This window comes from Allobosea sp. GW821-FHT03A12 (assembly GCF_058986765.1).
On record NZ_JBYSVZ010000006.1, the window covers coordinates 193,600 to 210,088 of the forward strand.

Genomic DNA, 16,489 nt, shown 5'->3' on the forward strand with positions numbered 1-16,489 from the left:
GAGACAGACATGACAGACGTGACCAGACAGAATTTCATCGCCGGCCTTGCCGCAATCGCGCTGGGCCTCGGCTCAAGCGCTGCCTTCGCCCAGAGCGCGGCGAAGCCTGGCGCCAAGGCGCCCGATTTCTCGGTCGTCGACGTCGACGGCAAATTGCAGAAGCTCTCCGACTATGCCGGCAAGACGGTGATCCTGGAATGGACCAACCACGACTGCCCCTATGTCCGGAAGCACTACAACAGCGCGACCATGCAGACCCTGCAGAAGGACATGGCCAAGGACGGCATCGTCTGGCTCTCGGTGATCTCCTCGCCCGCCGGCGAGCAGGGCCATGTCGACGCGGCCAAAGCGAAGGAGCTGAGCAAGGCGCGCGACGCCGCCCCGGCCTCAATCCTGCTCGACCCGAAGAGCCAGCTGGCGCGCGCCTATGGCGCCCAGACGACGCCGCACATGTACATCATCGATCCCAAGGGCACCCTCGCCTATGCCGGCGCGATCGACGACAAGCCTTCGTCGAACGCCTCGAGCCTCGCCGGCGCCAAGAGCTATGTCCGCCAGGCGGTGGCCGAGCTCAAGGCCGGCAAGGCGATCTCGGAGCCCGCGACCAAGGCCTATGGCTGCGTGGTGAAATACGCGCCGGCGAGTTGAGCGAAGCCGCCGTCATTGACGAGAAGAGCGCGGGCAACCCTCTCCTGGAAGGAGAGGGCAGGGTGAGGTGTGGGCCGCCCAACAAGTTACGCGAGCGCTTACCGCGCGTTTGGGTCAGGCCAACGTTTTCAGTCCGAACACCTCACCCCTGCCCCTCTCCTTCCAGGAGAGGGGTTACGTCGCGGGTCCCGCGCTCACGCCCGCCCCAGCCTAACGCCGCTCTCCGCATCGAAAACGTGGACCTTGTCGGGGTCGACCGAAATCCAGAGCCGGCCGGCCTGCGCCGCGACCTCGCCGGTCGCCGCCTGCATGACGAAGGGCTTGCCGGAGAGCTGGCCATGGAAGAGCTGGGTCGCGCCGAGCTCCTCGATGAACTCGACATCGAAGGGCAGCGAGCCCGCCGCGCCTTCCGAGGCGATCTCGATATCCTCGGGCCGCAGGCCGACCTCTACCGCGGTGCCGGTGGCCAAGTCCTCGCGCAGGTCGCGCGCCTGCAGCAGGGCATCGCCAAGCGCGATGATGCCGTGCCCGTCGACCTTGGCCGGCAGCAGGTTCATCGGCGGTGAGCCGATGAAGGTCGCGACGAAGCGGCTCGCCGGCTTGCGGTAGACATCGGCCGGCAGGCCGATCTGCTCGACCTGGCCGCCATTCATCACCACCAGCTTGTCGGAGAGCGTCATCGCCTCGACCTGATCGTGGGTGACGTAGATCGCGGTGACGCCGAGGGCGCGCTGCAGCTTCTTGATCTCGACGCGCATCTGCACGCGCAGCTTGGCGTCGAGATTGGAGAGCGGCTCGTCGAACAGGAAGACCTGCGGCTTGCGCACGATGGCGCGGCCCATGGCGACGCGCTGGCGCTGGCCGCCGGAGAGCTGGCGCGGGCGGCGCTGCAGGAAGGGCTCGATGGCGAGGATGCGGGCAGCCTCGGCGACGCGCTTCTCGATCTCGTCCTTGGGCGTGCCGCGATTGCGCAGGCCATAGGCCATGTTGTCGTAGACGCTCATATGCGGATAGAGCGCGTAGTTCTGGAAGACCATCGCGATGTCGCGGTCGGCCGGCTCGACCTGATTGACGACGCGGCTGCCGATCGCGACCTCGCCGGCCGAGATCGTCTCCAGCCCGGCGACCATGCGCAGCAGGGTCGACTTGCCGCAGCCGGAGGGGCCGACGAGGACGCAGAAGCCGCCATCGGGGATGTCGAAGGAGACGCCCTTCACCGCCTCGACGCCGCCGGCATAGATCTTCTTGACGTTGCTGAGCGTGACCTGAGCCATTGGCGGGCTACTTCTCTGTCTCGACGAGGCCCTTCACGAAGAGCCTCTGCATGGCGATGACGACGAGGACCGGGGGCAGCATGGCGAGCATGGCGGTGGCCATGGCGAGCTGCCATTCGGTCAGGGCGTCGGAGGTGGTGATCATCTTGCGGATGCCAATCACGATGGTCTGCATCGAGTCCTTGGTCGTGATCAGCAGCGGCCAGAGATACTGGTTCCAGCCATAGATGAACTGGATGACGAACAGGGCCGCGATCGTCGTCAGCGAGAGCGGCAGCACCGTGTCCTTGAAGAACTTGAACGGGCCGGCGCCGTCGATCTTCGACGCTTCGAGCAGCTCGTCGGGAATGGTCATGAAGAACTGTCGGAACAGCAGCGTGCCGGTGGCCGAGGCGATCAGCGGCACGGCGAGGCCCTGATAGCTGTCGAGCATGCCGAGATCGGAGACGACCTTGAAAGTCGGGAAGATGCGGACCTCGACCGGGAGCATCAATGTGACGAAGATGATCCAGAACGCCGCCATCCGGAACGGGAAGCGATAGTAGACGATGGCGTAAGCCGAAAGCACCGAGATGAAGATCTTACCCAGCGCGATCGTCATCGCCATGATGAAGGAGTTCAGCATCATGCTCGCCACCGGCTCGCGGGTTGAGCCCGAGGTGCCGACGAACAGGATGCGGTAGTAGTTCTCCAGGAAGTGCGGCCCCGGATAGAGCGGCAATTGCCCGTTGATGATGGTGGCGTTGTCCCAGGTCGAGGCGACGAAGGTCAGCCAGACCGGAAAGGCGCAGATGAGTACGCCGATCGTCAGGATGATGTAGGCGATCGCGTCGCCCAGGCGGCGGTCCTCGACCATCAGCCGTGCCCTCCCCGGTCGCTCAAGAGTTTCGCCAGCGCGTCCGCCGCAGCATCGAGAAAGGCTTGGCCCTTCTCCACCGTCGCCTTGCGGGCATCGCCGATCACGCCGGTCTCAGTCATCTCGCGGAAAGGGCGGTACTGGCCGACCGTCGGACGGGTCAGTGCGGTGAGATCGGCATCGAGCATGCCGAAGGCTTCCGGGAGCCGTTCGCTGCGTACGGTCTCCGGCGCCAGCACCATCATCATCGAGGTCTCGACCTCGCAGGCATGCAGCACGCTGACCTGATCGTCCATGAAGGGCGCCATCGCCTCCTGCGCCAGCAGGAAATAGGTGGTGGCGCGGACCTGGAGCGAGGTCTCCCTGGCGAAGTCCGGCAGGAAGGCGGCGAGCGCGGCGATGTTGCCGCCATGGCCGTTGACGATGACGACGCGGTGGAAGCCGTGGCGCTCCAGGCTCTTCAGCAGGGCGAGCAGCACGGCGCGATAGGTCGGGATGTCGAAGGTAAAGGTGCCGCCGAAGGCCATGTGGTGCTCGGCCATGCCGCACCACAGCGCCGGCGCAACCACCACCTCGACTTCGCCGGCGCGCTCGGCCGCGAGCTTGCAGACGCCGCCGCACAGGATGGTGTCGACCCCGACGGGCAGATGCGGGCCGTGCTGCTCGATGGAGGCGACCGGCAGCACGACGACGGCGTCCCGCGCCGCCTTGCCGCGCAGCTCCTCGGCGGTGAGCTCCTGCCAGAGTACGGACGCCATCAGTAGTTCACCTTCCGCTCAATGAAGCGGAACTGGATCGCGGTCATGCCGATGACCATGATCAGCAGGATCACCGACTGCGCCGCCGAGCCGCCAAGATCGGTACCGCCCTTGCCGTCGGAAAAGACCTTGTAGACCAGGGTGGTCGTGGCGCCCGAAGGGCCGCCGCCCGACACGGTGTCGATGATGCCGAAGGTGTCGAAGAAGACGTAGACGAGGTTGACCACCAGGAGGAAGAAGGTCGTCGGCGAGAGCAGCGGGAAGACGATGGTCCAGAAACGCCGCATCGGCCGGGCGCCGTCGATCACCGCCGCCTCGATCACGCTCTTGGGGATCGACTGCAGTCCGGCGAGGAAGAACAGGAAATTATAGGAGATCTGTTTCCAGGTCGCCGCGAGGATGACCAGCGTCATCGCATCATTGCCGTTGAGGCGCGGGTTCCAGTTGATCCCCAGCGATTGCAGCCCGCGGGCGAGCATGCCGAGCGAGGGGTCGAACATGAAGATCCAGAGCACACCGGCGATCGCCGGAGCGACCGCATAGGGCCAGATCAGCAAGGTCTTGTAGACCTCGGCGCCGCGGATCTGCCGGTCCGCCATCACCGCGAAGAGCAGCGCCAGCGAAAGCGAGAACAGGGCGACGAAGAAGGAGAAGATGCCGGTGTTGACCAGCGCCTTGAAATATTCCGGCTTAGAGAACAGCTCGCGATAGTTCTCGAACCAGACGAACTGCGTCGAGATGCCGAAGGCGTCCTGCAGCAGGAAGCTCTGCCAGACCGCCTGGCTCGCCGGCCAGTAGAAGAAGACGACCGTAATCGCGAGCTGCGGCAGCAGGAGCAGCAGCGGGATCGTCAAGCCCTTGAAGTGAGCATATTTCTGCATTGGCGACCTAGCGCTGGGCTTTCCGAGGCTTCGCACCAGCGAAGAGCCCGGAACCCATGAACACGACCTGTCTCAAGCGATGTGCCTTCATCTTTCGCCGGCATGTTCATGGATTCCGGGGTCGGGCCTTACGGCCCGCCCCCGGAACGACCAGCGAGCGTGAGATCAGCGGGCCATGGTGCGCTCGAACTGGCGCAGCGCCTGGTTGCCGCGCTCATTGGCGGCGTCGAGCGCCGCCTTCGGCGTCTTCTGGCCGTTCAGCGCCGCCTCGATCTCCTCCGACCAGATGTCGCGGATCTGGACGAGGCCGCCGAAACGCACGCCGCGGGAGTTGTCGGTCGGCTCCTTGTTGTTGAGCTCGAGCAGCGGCGTCTCGAGATAGGGGTTCTGGTTGTAGAAACCCGACGCCTTGACCTTCTCATAGGCCGCCTTGGTGATCGGCAGGTAGCCGGACTCGGTGTGCAGCTTCACCTGCCGGTCGACGTCAGAGAGGAAGGTGAAGAACTTGGCGACGCCCTTGTACTCGTCAGCCTTCTTGCCGCCCATGACCCAGAGCGAGGCGCCGCCGATGATCGAGTTCTGCGGCGCGCCGGCGACATCCGGATAATACGGCATCGGCGCGTTCGACCAGTCGAACTTGGCGTTGGCCTTGACGTTGCCGAAGAAGGCCGAGGAGGTCAGGAAGAGCGGGCACTCCCCCGAGGTGAAGCGGCCCTCGCCGGTGTTGGTGCGGCCGGAATAGTCGAAGGTCTTGTCCTTCTGAAGCTCGGCCAGATTGGTCAGGTGCTTGACGAAGAGGTCGCCGTTGATGCGGAACTCGGTATCGAAGCCATCGAAGCCGTTGGCCTTGGTGCCGACAGGCACGTTGTGCCAGGCGCCGAGCTGCTCGATATTGGCCCAGGTGGTCCAGGCGGTCGAGAAGCCGCACTTGTCGAAGCCCGCGGCCTTGAGCTTCTTGGCCGCTGCGAACACCTCCGGCCAGGTCTTCGGCGGCGCCTCCGGCAGGCCCGCCTTCTTCAGCGCGTCCTTGTTATACCACATCACCATCGAGGACGAGTTGAACGGGAAGGAGAGCATCTCACCCTTCGTCGTCGAATAGTAGCCGGTGATCGCCGGCAGATAGCTCTTCGGATCGAATTTCTCGCCGGCGTCCTTCATCACGTCGGCGACCGGCTTGATCGCGCCCTTGGCCGACATCATCGTCGCGGTGCCGACCTCGAAGACCTGCATGATGTGCGGCGCGTTGCCGGCACGGAAAGCGGCGATGCCGGCGTTCAGCGTGTCGGGATAGGACCCCTTATAGGCGACGACGACCTTGTAGTCCTTCTGCGAGGCGTTGAACTCCTCGGCCAGCTTGACGACGACGTCGTTGTTGGCGCCGGTCATGGCGTGCCACCACTGGATCTCGGTCTGCGCCATAGCCGGCGAAGCAGCGGCGAGCGCGAACGCACCGACCGCGGTCAAGGTCTTCGATTTGAAGGTCATTATCAGCTCCCTCTCAGCCCCCGATACACGCGGGCGTTCTTGTCGTTGGTGCGCAAGCTAGCATGAAGCCGGGGCGACAGTTCAATGACAAAACGATGACATTTCCGCCCCGCTGTGGACGCGCATCCGCGCACTTGCGATTTCCGGCGGAAGCGGCTGTTCTTCGCAGCTCGCCCTGTACACTGCACACAACCTGGATCAGCCATGCCCTCGCTTTCGCTCACGCCCGCCAACACCCTGCCGGCCGATGCCGACCGCGCCGCGCTGGCCGGCCGGGTCTGGCGCCCGGATCTCGCGGGACCATCGGTGGTCAAGCTCCAGGGCGACACGGTGATCGACGTCACCGCGGCCTTCCCGACCATGCGAGACCTGTGCGAGACCACCGATCCGGCAACGGCCCTGCGCGCCGCTGATGGCGAGAGCCTGGGCTCGCTGGCCGACCTGCTCGCCAACAGCTCGGCCGCCACGCGCAATGACGGCAGGCCCTGGCTGCTCGCCCCGGTCGATCTGCAGGCGGTCAAGGCCGCCGGCGTCACCTTCGCGGTGTCGATGCTGGAGCGCGTCATCGAGGAGAAGGCGCGTGGCAACCCGGCCGCCGCCGCCGCGATCCGGGCCGAGATCGGCAAGCTGATCGGCGACGATCTCTCCAAGCTGAAGCCCGGCTCGCCCGAGGCGATGAAGCTGAAGGAGGTGCTGATCGCCCAGAACAGCTGGAGCCAGTACCTTGAGGTCGGCATCGGGCCGGACGCCGAGATCTTCACCAAGGCGCCGCCGATGTCGGCGGTCGGCACCGGCGCCGATGCCGGGCTGCACCCGGCCTCGAGCTGGAACAATCCCGAGCCGGAGATCGTGCTGGTCGTCGCCTCGGATGGCCGCATCGTCGGCGCCAGCCTCGGCAACGACGTCAACCTGCGCGATGTCGAGGGTCGCTCGGCGCTGCTGCTCGGCAAGGCCAAGGACAATAATGCGGCAGCTGCGATCGGCCCCTTCATCCGCTTCTTCGATGGTGATTTCTCGCTCGACAACGTCCGCAAGACGACGGTGAGCCTGACGGTCGAAGGCGAAGACGGCTTCACGCTGGAGGGCTCGTCCTCGATCGCCATGATCAGCCGCGACCCGGCCGACCTCGCTGCGCAGATGATCGGCCCGCACCATCAGTACCCGGACGGGGCGGTGCTCTATCTCGGCACCATGTTCGCGCCGATCAAGGATCGCGACGCGCCGGGCGGCGGCTTCACCCATAAATACGGCGACGTCGTCACCATCTCGGCGCCCGAGCTCGGCGCGCTGATCAACCGGATGCGCCGCACCGACGAATGCGAGCCCTGGCGCTTCGGCGCCTCGCACCTGATGCGCAACCTGGCCAAGCGCGGCCTGCTGTGACGGGCAAGGGTGTCCTCGTCTATGGCGAGGCGCTGGTCGACATCGTGCCCGGCCGTGCCGGGCACGAGCACGAGACCGTGCTCGGCGGCTCTGGCTTCAACACGGCGCTGGCATTGGCCCGCTGCGGCGCGCCGGTCGCCTATAATGTCAGCCTATCGCAAGACGAATTCGGCCAGATTTTCCTCCAGCGTATGACCGAGGAGGGCATCGACCAGCGCTTCGCCGGGGTCTGCGATGCACCGACGCCCTCCGCCACGGCCTCGCTCGACGCAGACGGTGCCGCGACCTACCGGTTCTCGTTGAGCGGCACGGCCTTCGATACCGCACCACCCGCGCCGGCGGATCTCGACGATTTCGCGCATCTGCACGTCACCTCCTTCGGCGCGACGATCGGCGCGTCCGGCCAGGCAGCACTGGCGCTGATGCGGCGGGCGCGCGAGGCGGGCCTCAGCGTCAGCTATGATCCCAATGTCAGGCCGGCCGTGCTGCCGGCGCTTCCGGAGGCACGCCGTGCCATCGAGGAGCGAGCAGCCCTGTGCGATCTGCTGAAATGCAGCACGGATGATGCCCGAACACTCCACGGCGCCGAGTTCGGCCATCCCTTGGCGCGCTGGCTTGCCCATGGGGATCGCTTGCTGCTGGTCACCGATGGCGAGAAGGGCGGCTATCTCCTGCCGTTCCGCCGCGAGCCCATGGTGTTCCCTGCCCTCGCGCAGGAGGTGGTCGATACGATCGGCGCGGGGGATAGCTTCATAGGCGCCTTCCTCGCTTCGCTCTGGCGCAATGGCGGCCTTGGTCCGGTGCTGAAGAACCTGCCGAACGAACTCTGCGCGGCGGCTCTCGGCTTTGCCGTCGTGGTGGCGGCCGAAAACTGCGCCCAACGGGGCTGCAATCCGCCGCGGCTCGACCCGCCCTCCGCCCATGACTGATGGACGAGAACCCATGCGCCTCGCTTACATCGACTACCACACCTGCGGCGAGCCGGTGCGCATCGTCACCGGGGGCTACCCGGAGCTGACCGGCGCTGGCATCCTCGACAAGCGCCGGCAGGCGCGCGAGCAGCACGATCACCTGCGCCGTGCGATGATGCTGGAGCCGCGTGGCCATGACGGCATGTATGGTGTCATCCCGGTCAAGCCGAGCCATCCGGAAGCGGCCTTCGGCGTGCTGTTCACGCATAATGAGGGCTATTCGACCATGTGCGGCCACGCGACGATCGCGCTCGGCCGCTATGCGATCGAGCAGGGGCTGGTCGAGGCGAGCGAGCCGGTCACCCACTTCGCGATCGAGGCGCCCTGCGGGCTCGTGCGGCTCGCCTGCGAGGTCGAGGGCGGCCAAGGCAACTGGAAAGTCGGCGATGTCAGCTTCGAGAGCGTGCCGGCCTTCGTCGAGGCGCGCGATCTCGCAGTCCCGGTGCCGGGTTATGGCGACGTCGTCACCGACATCGCCTATGGCGGCGCCTATTACTGCATCCTGCCGGCCTCGCGCTTCGGGCTCGATCTGATGCAGACGCCGGTCGAGGAGATCGTCGCGGCCGCGGGCGCGCTGACCGACCAGGTCCGGGCGAGCCGCAGGATCACGCATCCGACCGAGCCCGATCTCGGCTTCCTCTATGGCACGATCGTCACCGACGAGGCGGTTCCGGGCGAGGACAGCTTCAATCTCTGCGTCTTCGCCGAGCGCCAGATCGACCGCTCTCCGACCGGCTCGGGTGTCACCGCCCGCATGGCGCTCGACCATGCCAAGGGGCTGATCCCGATCGGCCAAAGCCGGAATATCCGCAGCATCACTGGCGGCACCTTCACCGGGCGGGTGATCCGTCCGGTCGTTTTCCCGGCGGCGGGCGCGGTCACGGTCGAAGTCGGCGGACGCGGGCATCTTGCCGGCGAAGGCAGCTTCGTCATCGAGGCAGACGACCCGCTCGGGCACGGCTTTGCCCTGCCGAAGCGCTTCGCCGAGATCGCCGGCTAGGTCAGGCGCTCGCGGCGACCCGCTCCGACAGGGCGGTCTCGATCGCGAGACGAAGATCACGCGCCGCCTCGCGGATATCATCGCCACCAAAGAGCGCGCCGATCACGGCGACGCCATCAGCGCCCGCCGCAATCACCGAGCCGGCATTGGCAGCCGTGATGCCGGCGATGGCGCCGACCGGCAGGGCCCCCAGCGCGCGCGCCGCCGCCTGGCGCAAGGCGGCGAACCCGTCGACGCCGAGCGCCGCGCCGGCATTGTCCTTGTGCGTGGTCGGAAAGACGCCGCCGATGCAGGCATAGTCGATCTTGGCGGAGGCCAGCTCGGGCAACTCGTTCTCATGCTTCAGCGTCGCGCCGATGATGGCGCGCGGGCCGAGCAGGCGGCGGGCATCGACCAGCTTCATGTCGTCGGCGCCGAGATGGACGCCGTCGGCACCGGACGCGAGCGCGACGTCGACGCGGTCGTTGATCAACAACGGCACATTGGTGCCGTGCAGGGCCGAGCGGATGGCGCGGGCTTCGCGCACCATCTCGCGCGTCGTCTCGGTCTTGGCGCGCAGCTGGATCAGCGTCGCTCCGCCTTCGACCGCGGCACGCGCCATATCGGCCATGGAGCGGCCATTGGCGATCTGCGGATCGACGATGCCGTAAAGGGTGATGTCGACACTCATCGTCCGGTTCCCATCCGCGCAGCCAATGTCGCCGCGTCCATCGCCGCGACCGCGTCGATCAGCTCGACCTCGAAGCTGCCCGGGCCGCGGCATCGCTCGGCGGCGATTTCGCCGGCAATGCCATAGGCGGTCAAGGCCGCAACCGCGGCGACCGCCTTGTTCGCCTCGACGGCGCAGCAGGCCGCGATGAGGGCGCCGGCGGCGCAGCCGATGCCGGTGACCCTGGTCATCAACGGGTGGCCATGCGCGACGGCGAAGCTCGCGGAGCCGCTCTCGATCCGATCGACCTTGCCGGTGGTGACGCGGGTGACGCCCTCAGCCGCAGCGAGATCGAAGGAGAGCGCTGCCATCTCGGTGGCGTTGCCGCGCACCAGGATATTCGGCAGGCGCAGCACCTGCGCGGCAATGTGCCGGCGCAGCGGCGAGAGTTCGACGAAGACCGGATCAAAGACGACAGGCTTGCCGCGATCGCGCGCCACCTCCAGCAGCTTAGGAATGGCGAGCTCGCTCTCGGCATTGATCGTGCCGATATTGATCAGGATCGCGCCGGCGCCCTCCGCCATCGCCGCGACCTCGTCGACATGGATCGCCATCGAGGGGATCGCACCGAAGGCGAGCAGCATGTTGGCGGTGATGTTCTGCGCCACCGTGTTGGTGAGGCACTGCACTCGCGGACGGCTCTGCGCCACGCGGGCGAGCACAGCGGCGACCTCCTGCGGCTGCAGGGTCCGCGCCGGCATGATCTCGGTGGTGTCGCTCGTCATCTGGTCTCCATCGGGCTCGCCAAGGGATATGGGACAGAATCTAGCCCAGCGCCATCACGGCCAGATCGTCGGCGCCGCGCGCTGCAAGCCTGCCGGCGGCGCGCGCCGCCCTGATGCCGCTTCGGCAGCAAAGCACCACACGCCGACCGTCGACTTCATCCAGCGACAGCCGGTCGATCTCATCGACCGTCAGCCTGATCGCGTCCGGAGCAGCCGGAACAGGCGCTTCCTCGACGCCGCGCAGCTCGACGACGATGTCGCTGGCCGAAAGTTGCGATGGCGCGATGAAGCGGAATGAGCCGGCGACGGGCTCCGGCGCCCCGGCGAAGGAGAAGCCGCCGAAGCCGAGGCGGCGGGCGTCGAAGCTGATCACGCGGCCGAGCGGCGATGGCTCGAGGCCGAGCGCCAGCAGCAGGGCCATCTGCGCCTGCAGCAGGCCGAGGGTGGCGACCGCCGGGCCGAGCACACCGGCGGTGGCGCAATCGGCGGCGCGCGTCGGCATTTCCGGGAAGACGGCACGATAGCTCGGGCCATCACCGCAGAAGGCGCCGACATAGCCGGCAGTGCCGACGATCGAAGCACTGACCAGCGGCTTTCCGGCCTCGCGGCAGGCATCGCTCAGGACATAGGTCGCGGCGAAGCTGTCGGCGGCATCGATGACGATATCGGCACGCGCCACCAGCTCTGCGGCATTGTCGGGCGCGAGCCTGAGTGCCAAGGCCTCGATCTCTACACCGGGATTATACGCGGCGAGCGCCTCACGAGCCGCCTCTACCTTGGGCCGACCGACATCGCTCATCCGGTAGAGCGGCTGGCGGTGCAGATTGCTCTCCTCGACCCGGTCGGGATCGACCAGCAGCAAGCGGCCGATGCCAGCGCCAACGAGATAGGACGATACGGGACAGCCGAGGCCGCCTGCTCCGACGACGAGGATGCAGGTGCGGGCCAGCCGCGCCTGTCCCTCGGGGCCGACCTCCGGCATGACGATCTGGCGGGCATAGCGATCGATCATGGTTCCCTCCTTGTCAGCCGAGCAGGGCCCGGCCGAGCACCGGGGTCGAGGGCGCGGCCATATCGCGCGGCTCCATCGGGCCGGCTTCGAAGGCGAGGCGTCCGGCCTCGACGGCGCGGGCGAAGGCGGCCGCCATCGCGGCGGGATCGCGGGCCTTCGCCACCGCGGTGTTGAGCAGCACCGCGTCGTAGCCGAGTTCCATCGCCGCGGCGGCATGCGAGGGCAGGCCGATGCCGGCATCGACGACGAGCGGGATATCGGGGAAATGCGCCCGCAATGCCCGCAGACCGTAAGGGTTGTTCAGGCCCTTGCCGGTGCCGATCGGCGCGCCCCAGGGCATCAGCACCCGGCAACCGGCCTCGACCAGCCGCTCGGCCACGACGAGGTCCTCGGTCATGTAGGGGAAGACCTCGAAGCCCTCGGCACAGAGGATGCGCGCCGCCTCGACCAGACCGAACACATCCGGCTGGAGCGTGTCGGCCTCGCCGATCACCTCGAGCTTGATCCAGGGCGTGCCGAAGACCTCGCGCGCCATCTGCGCCGTCGTCACCGCTTCCTTGACCGAATGGCAGCCGGCCGTGTTGGGCAGCACCCTGACGCCGAGGCTGCGGATCAGCGCCCAGAAGTCCTGGCCGCCGCCGAGCCGGCCGGCCTCGCGGCGCAGCGAGACCGTGACGACATCGACGCCGGCTGCCTCGACCGACTTTTGCAGCACGGCCGGCGAAGGATATTGCGCCGTGCCGAGGAAAAGGCGCGAGCGCGGGGTGAAGCCGTAGAAATCCATCGTTCAGCCTCCCTGCATCGGCGCGAGGACCTCGAGCCGATCGCCATCTGCGAGGGTTGTGTGCGCCCGCACGGCAGCCGGTACGAAGGCTTCGTTCACGGCGGTGGCGACGACCGCGCCGGCATAGCCCAGCTCGGCCAATGCCTCGGCCAGAACCGGGGCAGCGACCTCACGCGTGTCGCCGTTGACGATGATGCGCATCGGACAACTCCCTGGATGCGAGGAGACGATCGGCCACCTGCCCGGCCAGGGCCGGCGAGAGCAGGAAGCCGTGGCGGAACAGGCCGTTGAAGCGCAGGAACCGGCCGTCCTCGATGATACGGGGCAGGTTGTCGGGAAAGGCCGGGCGGACATCGGCGCGCAGTTCGACGATCTCGGCCTCGCCGAAGGCCGGATGCAGCGCATAGGCGGCGCTGAGCAGTTCGATCGCCGAGCGGGCGCTGACACGGCGGCGATCATCGCTCTCGATCATCGTCGCGCCGATCATGAAGTGCCCATCGGCGCGTGGCACGACATAGAGCGGAATGCGCGGATGCAGCAGCCGGACCGGACGGCTCAGCCTGATCTCGTCCGTGCGCAGCACCAGCATCTCGCCGCGCACGCCGCGCAACCCGTCGAGCCGGTCGCGGGCGACAAGGCCCCGGCAATCGACGATGCGGTCGGCATCGAGCGCCGTCTCGTCAACCTCGACGCCGTAGTGGATCGGCACGCCGGCTGCCTTTAGCGCTTCAGCCAGCGCCGCCAGGGCCCGGCGCGGGTCGAGATGCGCCTCTTGCGCGAGGAACAGGCCCTGCCGGAAGCGGCCGGCGAGGTCGGGCTCCAGCGCGGCGACCCCTTCGGCGTCGAGGCGCTCGAAGCCATCAGTCCGCGCCGCAAAGCGCGTCAGCTCACCGGCGTCCCGGGCCGGAGCGAGCACGAGCGTGCCCTGGGCGAGCGTGCCGGGATAATGGCGTGGCCACCAGTCGAGGGCTTGTCGGCCCAAAGTGACGACCGCCTCCTCGGCGCTCTCGCGCTCGCACCAGGGCGCCAGCATGCCGCCGGCAGCCCACGAGCAGGCCTGCTCGCCGAGCGCTGCACTGCGTTCGAACACTTCGACCGCAACGTTTCGCTCGGCCAGCTCGAGCGCCGTCACGAGGCCGGCGACGCCAGCCCCGATCACAGCGACGCGCATGGTCCCTACTCCGCCGCGGGCAGATAGAGATTGCCGCCCTTCTTCAGGAATTCCTGCGACTTCTCCGCCATCCCCTGCGTGGCCATGGCTTCGAGCGCCGCCCGCTCATTGTCGCCCATCGCCTGAACCTCGGCACGCAGGTCCTGGGTGATCTTCATCGAGCAGAATTTCGGCCCGCACATCGAGCAGAAATGCGCGACCTTGTGGGCATCCTTCGGCAGGGTCTCGTCATGGAAGGCGCGGGCCGTGTCCGGATCGAGCGCCAGGTTGAACTGGTCCTCCCAGCGGAAGTCGAAGCGGGCGCGGGAGAGCGCGTCGTCACGCAGCTTGGCTGCCGGATGGCCCTTGGCGAGGTCGGCGGCGTGGGCGGCAATCCGGTAGGTGATGACACCGGTCTTGACGTCGTCGCGATCCGGCAGGCCGAGATGCTCCTTCGGCGTGACATAGCAGAGCATGGCGCAGCCGAACCAGCCGATCATCGCCGCGCCGATGCCGGAGGTGATGTGGTCGTAGCCCGGCGCGATGTCGGTGGTCAGCGGTCCCAACGTATAGAACGGCGCCTCGCCGCATTCGCGCAGCTGCTTGTCCATGTTCTCCTTGATCTTGTGCATCGGCACATGGCCGGGGCCCTCGATCATCACCTGGCAGCCCTTATCCCAGGCGATCTTGGTGAGCTCGCCCAGCGTCTCCAGCTCGGCGAACTGGGCGCGATCGTTGGCGTCGGCGATCGAGCCGGGACGCAGGCCGTCGCCGAGAGAGAAGGAGACGTCGTAGCGTCGCATGATCTCGCAGATCTCGTCGAAGCGCTCGTAGAGGAAGCTCTCCTTGTGATGCGCCAGGCACCAGCGCGCCATGATCGAGCCGCCGCGCGAGACGATGCCGGTCACACGGCTGGCGGTCAGCGGCACGTAAGGCAGCCTGACGCCGGCGTGGATGGTGAAATAGTCGACGCCCTGCTCGGCCTGCTCGATGAGGGTATCCTTGAACACCTCCCAGTCGAGCTTGATCGGATCGCCGCCGACCTTCTCCAGCGCCTGGTAGATCGGCACCGTGCCGATCGGGACCGGCGAGTTGCGCAGGATCCAGGAGCGGATGTTGTGGATGTTGCGGCCGGTCGAGAGGTCCATGACCGTGTCGGCGCCCCAGCGGATCGCCCAGACCAGCTTCTCGACCTCCTCGGCGGCACCGGAGGTCACGGCCGAATTGCCGATATTGGCGTTGATCTTGACCAGGAAATTGCGGCCGATCGCCATCGGCTCGAGCTCGGGGTGGTTGATGTTCGCGGGGATGATGGCGCGGCCGCGGGCGATCTCCTCGCGGACGAATTCCGGCGTGACGAATTCGGGAACCGAGGCGCCGAAGCTCTCGCCATCGGCATGGCGCTCGCGGGCGCCCTCCAGCATGGCGGCGCGGCCAAGATTCTCGCGATGGGCGACGTAGATCATCTCAGGCGTGACGATGCCGGCCTTGGCGAACTCGTACTGAGTCGTCATCTGGCCGGGCTTCGCCATCAGGATCGGGCGCTGCGCGGGACAGGCCGGGACGAGCTGCTCGGCCGAAATGTTGCCGTTGTCCGCGGCGGTGACGACGCGGCCTGCAACGACCTCGAAGCCGCGGGCGTCGAGCCAGGCGCGGCGCGGCTGCACCAGGCCAGCGTTGAGGTCGATGCTGGCGTCGGTCTCGGTATAGGGGCCGGACGGGTCGTAGATGCGCACCGGCGGTTCGGCATCGGTGGTCAGCACGACCTCGCGGAAGGGCACGCGCATGTCGGGATGCTCGGGCGCGGCGACATAGATCTTGCGCGAGCCGATGATCGGGCCAGTCGTCACCGTCTGCGGTGCGGCCTTGACGCTGTTCTTCTGGGGCTTGGTGTGGGCGTTCATCTCAGGATCTCCTCCCTCTCAGGTTCAGGAGATCCGGGGCGTCTGACGGTCCAGTCGCTGTGAGGCGGATGCACTTGTGGCGCAGCCGCGTTCCAGTCCCTCCGCCGGTATGACCCGGATCAGGTTCGATGGGTTCGGCCGTCAGGCCATCTCAGCTCTTATCGAGCACCCCTCGGAACGAGGCGGAGGTTAGAACCGTCGTGATCTGCGCGCAACTGCCAAAGGACCGCAGCTGCACGCCGCGCGGCCATGCACGGGAAACAACACCGTTGGCGGAAACGAAATAATCAGGCGGTGATGTCGAGATTGCCGCCCTGGCCGGCGGGGAGGATCGCCTGCTGCTGCTCGGACGCCTGCTGCAGCATAGCGACCAGCGCCTGGTCGGAATCGGCGTTCTGCTTGACCATCTCGATCTGCAGCGCCTGCTGCGTCGCAGCCGACTTCATGCTGATCAGGCTCTGGGCGATCGCGACCGACATCTCGCTCATGGCATAGCTCCTCACCGCCACCATAGGTGGCGAGCCTTACCTGAATCTAAACCCGAAGCGGTGGGCTCTAACGAGTCGGCGCGATGATCGACGGCACAGGCTTCGGCATGGGGATCTCACGGTTCGGCTCCGGCGGTCCGGAGCGGTCGCGTGCCAGCTGTTCGCGCTCCCGCTTCGCCTCGACGCGGTCGGAGCGTGGCTCCAGCTTCTGCACTTCGCCGGCATTCGGCGACATCGGCACGCCGGGTGCGCGCTGCTGGCGCTGCGTCTGCAGCGAGGAAGACTGCGCGGCAGCGGCTTCCGCCGCGAGCAGCCCTACAGCGAGCAGTCCGAGCAGGACCCATGAGTTCTTGCGCATGGCACTCCTCCAGTCAGGCAGGCCAAGGCGAGCCCGCCCGCTAGAGGAACAAGGGCGGCCGGGGATTGTTCCGGCCGCCCCTCGAGAAAGGCGCGGGGCAGCT

General features: G+C 67.2%; 18 protein-coding genes and 1 riboswitch. Of the genes, 4 read left to right on the top strand and 14 right to left on the bottom strand.

All coding sequences use genetic code 11. The features are described 5' to 3' along the window. Positions 1-9 precede the first annotated feature (9 nt). Positions 10-648, top strand: coding sequence for a thioredoxin family protein (locus tag AC3WLC_RS23230; RefSeq protein ID WP_493686282.1), 639 nt, complete (start codon positions 10-12; stop codon positions 646-648). A gap of 194 nt (positions 649-842) precedes the next feature. On the opposite strand, the gene AC3WLC_RS23235 is transcribed toward AC3WLC_RS23230, so the two are convergent. The 5 genes from AC3WLC_RS23235 to ugpB all read right to left on the bottom strand — a co-directional run bounded on the left by AC3WLC_RS23235 (position 843) and on the right by ugpB (position 5,902). Further along, positions 843-1,922 (bottom strand): sn-glycerol-3-phosphate import ATP-binding protein UgpC, encoded by a 1,080-nt coding sequence (locus AC3WLC_RS23235; RefSeq protein ID WP_493686283.1) that lies wholly within the window; start codon positions 1,920-1,922, stop codon positions 843-845. Between the two features lie 7 nt (positions 1,923-1,929). Continuing rightward, entirely contained in the window at positions 1,930-2,778 is an 849-nt protein-coding gene (gene ugpE, locus AC3WLC_RS23240; RefSeq protein ID WP_454029222.1) for a sn-glycerol-3-phosphate ABC transporter permease UgpE, read from the bottom strand. Then, a complete protein-coding gene (locus AC3WLC_RS23245) occupies positions 2,778-3,536 on the bottom strand; it encodes a creatininase family protein (protein ID WP_493686284.1) in 759 nt (252 codons plus the stop codon). Before AC3WLC_RS23245 ends, ugpE begins: the two co-directional genes overlap by 1 nt. Further along, on the bottom strand, positions 3,536-4,417 hold the full coding sequence (gene ugpA, locus AC3WLC_RS23250; RefSeq protein WP_493686285.1) for a sn-glycerol-3-phosphate ABC transporter permease UgpA: 882 nt from the start codon (positions 4,415-4,417) through the stop codon (positions 3,536-3,538). Before ugpA ends, AC3WLC_RS23245 begins: the two co-directional genes overlap by 1 nt. A gap of 165 nt (positions 4,418-4,582) precedes the next feature. Further along, positions 4,583-5,902 carry a sn-glycerol-3-phosphate ABC transporter substrate-binding protein UgpB gene (gene ugpB / locus AC3WLC_RS23255; RefSeq protein ID WP_493686286.1) on the bottom strand — a complete coding sequence of 440 codons (1,320 nt, stop codon included), beginning with the start codon at positions 5,900-5,902 and terminating at the stop codon, positions 4,583-4,585. 204 nt (positions 5,903-6,106) lie between these two features. Between ugpB and AC3WLC_RS23260 the strand changes: the two genes are divergently transcribed. Genes AC3WLC_RS23260 through AC3WLC_RS23270 form a run of 3 tightly spaced genes read left to right on the top strand, consistent with a single transcriptional unit; the run spans position 6,107 to position 9,256 of the window. After that, positions 6,107-7,285: a fumarylacetoacetate hydrolase family protein gene (locus tag AC3WLC_RS23260; RefSeq protein WP_493686287.1), complete on the top strand. Its 1,179-nt coding sequence runs from the start codon at positions 6,107-6,109 to the stop codon at positions 7,283-7,285. Then, positions 7,282-8,214 carry a PfkB family carbohydrate kinase gene (locus AC3WLC_RS23265; protein WP_493686288.1) on the top strand — a complete coding sequence of 311 codons (933 nt, stop codon included), beginning with the start codon at positions 7,282-7,284 and terminating at the stop codon, positions 8,212-8,214. The genes AC3WLC_RS23260 and AC3WLC_RS23265 overlap by 4 nt, the downstream gene beginning before the upstream one ends. A gap of 13 nt (positions 8,215-8,227) precedes the next feature. Beyond that, positions 8,228-9,256 carry a proline racemase family protein gene (locus tag AC3WLC_RS23270; protein ID WP_493686289.1) on the top strand — a complete coding sequence of 343 codons (1,029 nt, stop codon included), beginning with the start codon at positions 8,228-8,230 and terminating at the stop codon, positions 9,254-9,256. 1 nt (position 9,257) lies between these two features. Here AC3WLC_RS23270 and thiE read toward each other — a convergent pair whose 3' ends face one another. The 9 genes from thiE to AC3WLC_RS23315 all read right to left on the bottom strand — a co-directional run bounded on the left by thiE (position 9,258) and on the right by AC3WLC_RS23315 (position 16,386). Further along, positions 9,258-9,926: a thiamine phosphate synthase gene (thiE, locus tag AC3WLC_RS23275; RefSeq protein WP_493686290.1), complete on the bottom strand. Its 669-nt coding sequence runs from the start codon at positions 9,924-9,926 to the stop codon at positions 9,258-9,260. Beyond that, positions 9,923-10,690, bottom strand: a complete 768-nt coding sequence (locus AC3WLC_RS23280; RefSeq protein WP_493686291.1) for a hydroxyethylthiazole kinase — start codon at positions 10,688-10,690, stop codon at positions 9,923-9,925. The genes thiE and AC3WLC_RS23280 overlap by 4 nt, the downstream gene beginning before the upstream one ends. Positions 10,691-10,730: 40 nt before the next feature. Further along, positions 10,731-11,702, bottom strand: coding sequence for a HesA/MoeB/ThiF family protein (locus AC3WLC_RS23285; protein ID WP_493686292.1), 972 nt, complete (start codon positions 11,700-11,702; stop codon positions 10,731-10,733). A gap of 13 nt (positions 11,703-11,715) precedes the next feature. Next, entirely contained in the window at positions 11,716-12,486 is a 771-nt protein-coding gene (locus tag AC3WLC_RS23290) for a thiazole synthase (protein WP_493686293.1), read from the bottom strand. 3 nt (positions 12,487-12,489) lie between these two features. Beyond that, positions 12,490-12,687, bottom strand: a complete 198-nt coding sequence (gene thiS, locus AC3WLC_RS23295) for a sulfur carrier protein ThiS (RefSeq protein ID WP_493686294.1) — start codon at positions 12,685-12,687, stop codon at positions 12,490-12,492. Then, positions 12,656-13,657, bottom strand: coding sequence for a glycine oxidase ThiO (thiO, locus tag AC3WLC_RS23300; protein ID WP_493686295.1), 1,002 nt, complete (start codon positions 13,655-13,657; stop codon positions 12,656-12,658). Before thiO ends, thiS begins: the two co-directional genes overlap by 32 nt. Before the next feature lie 5 nt (positions 13,658-13,662). Further along, positions 13,663-15,540, bottom strand: coding sequence for a phosphomethylpyrimidine synthase ThiC (gene thiC, locus AC3WLC_RS23305; RefSeq protein ID WP_493686296.1), 1,878 nt, complete (start codon positions 15,538-15,540; stop codon positions 13,663-13,665). A gap of 78 nt (positions 15,541-15,618) precedes the next feature. Next, positions 15,619-15,723: riboswitch (TPP riboswitch) on the bottom strand. 104 nt (positions 15,724-15,827) lie between these two features. After that, a complete protein-coding gene (locus AC3WLC_RS23310; protein WP_493686297.1) occupies positions 15,828-16,028 on the bottom strand; it encodes a hypothetical protein in 201 nt (66 codons plus the stop codon). Positions 16,029-16,095: 67 nt separating this feature from the next. Further along, positions 16,096-16,386 (bottom strand): hypothetical protein, encoded by a 291-nt coding sequence (locus AC3WLC_RS23315; protein WP_493686298.1) that lies wholly within the window; start codon positions 16,384-16,386, stop codon positions 16,096-16,098. Between the last annotated feature and the right edge of the window lie 103 nt (positions 16,387-16,489).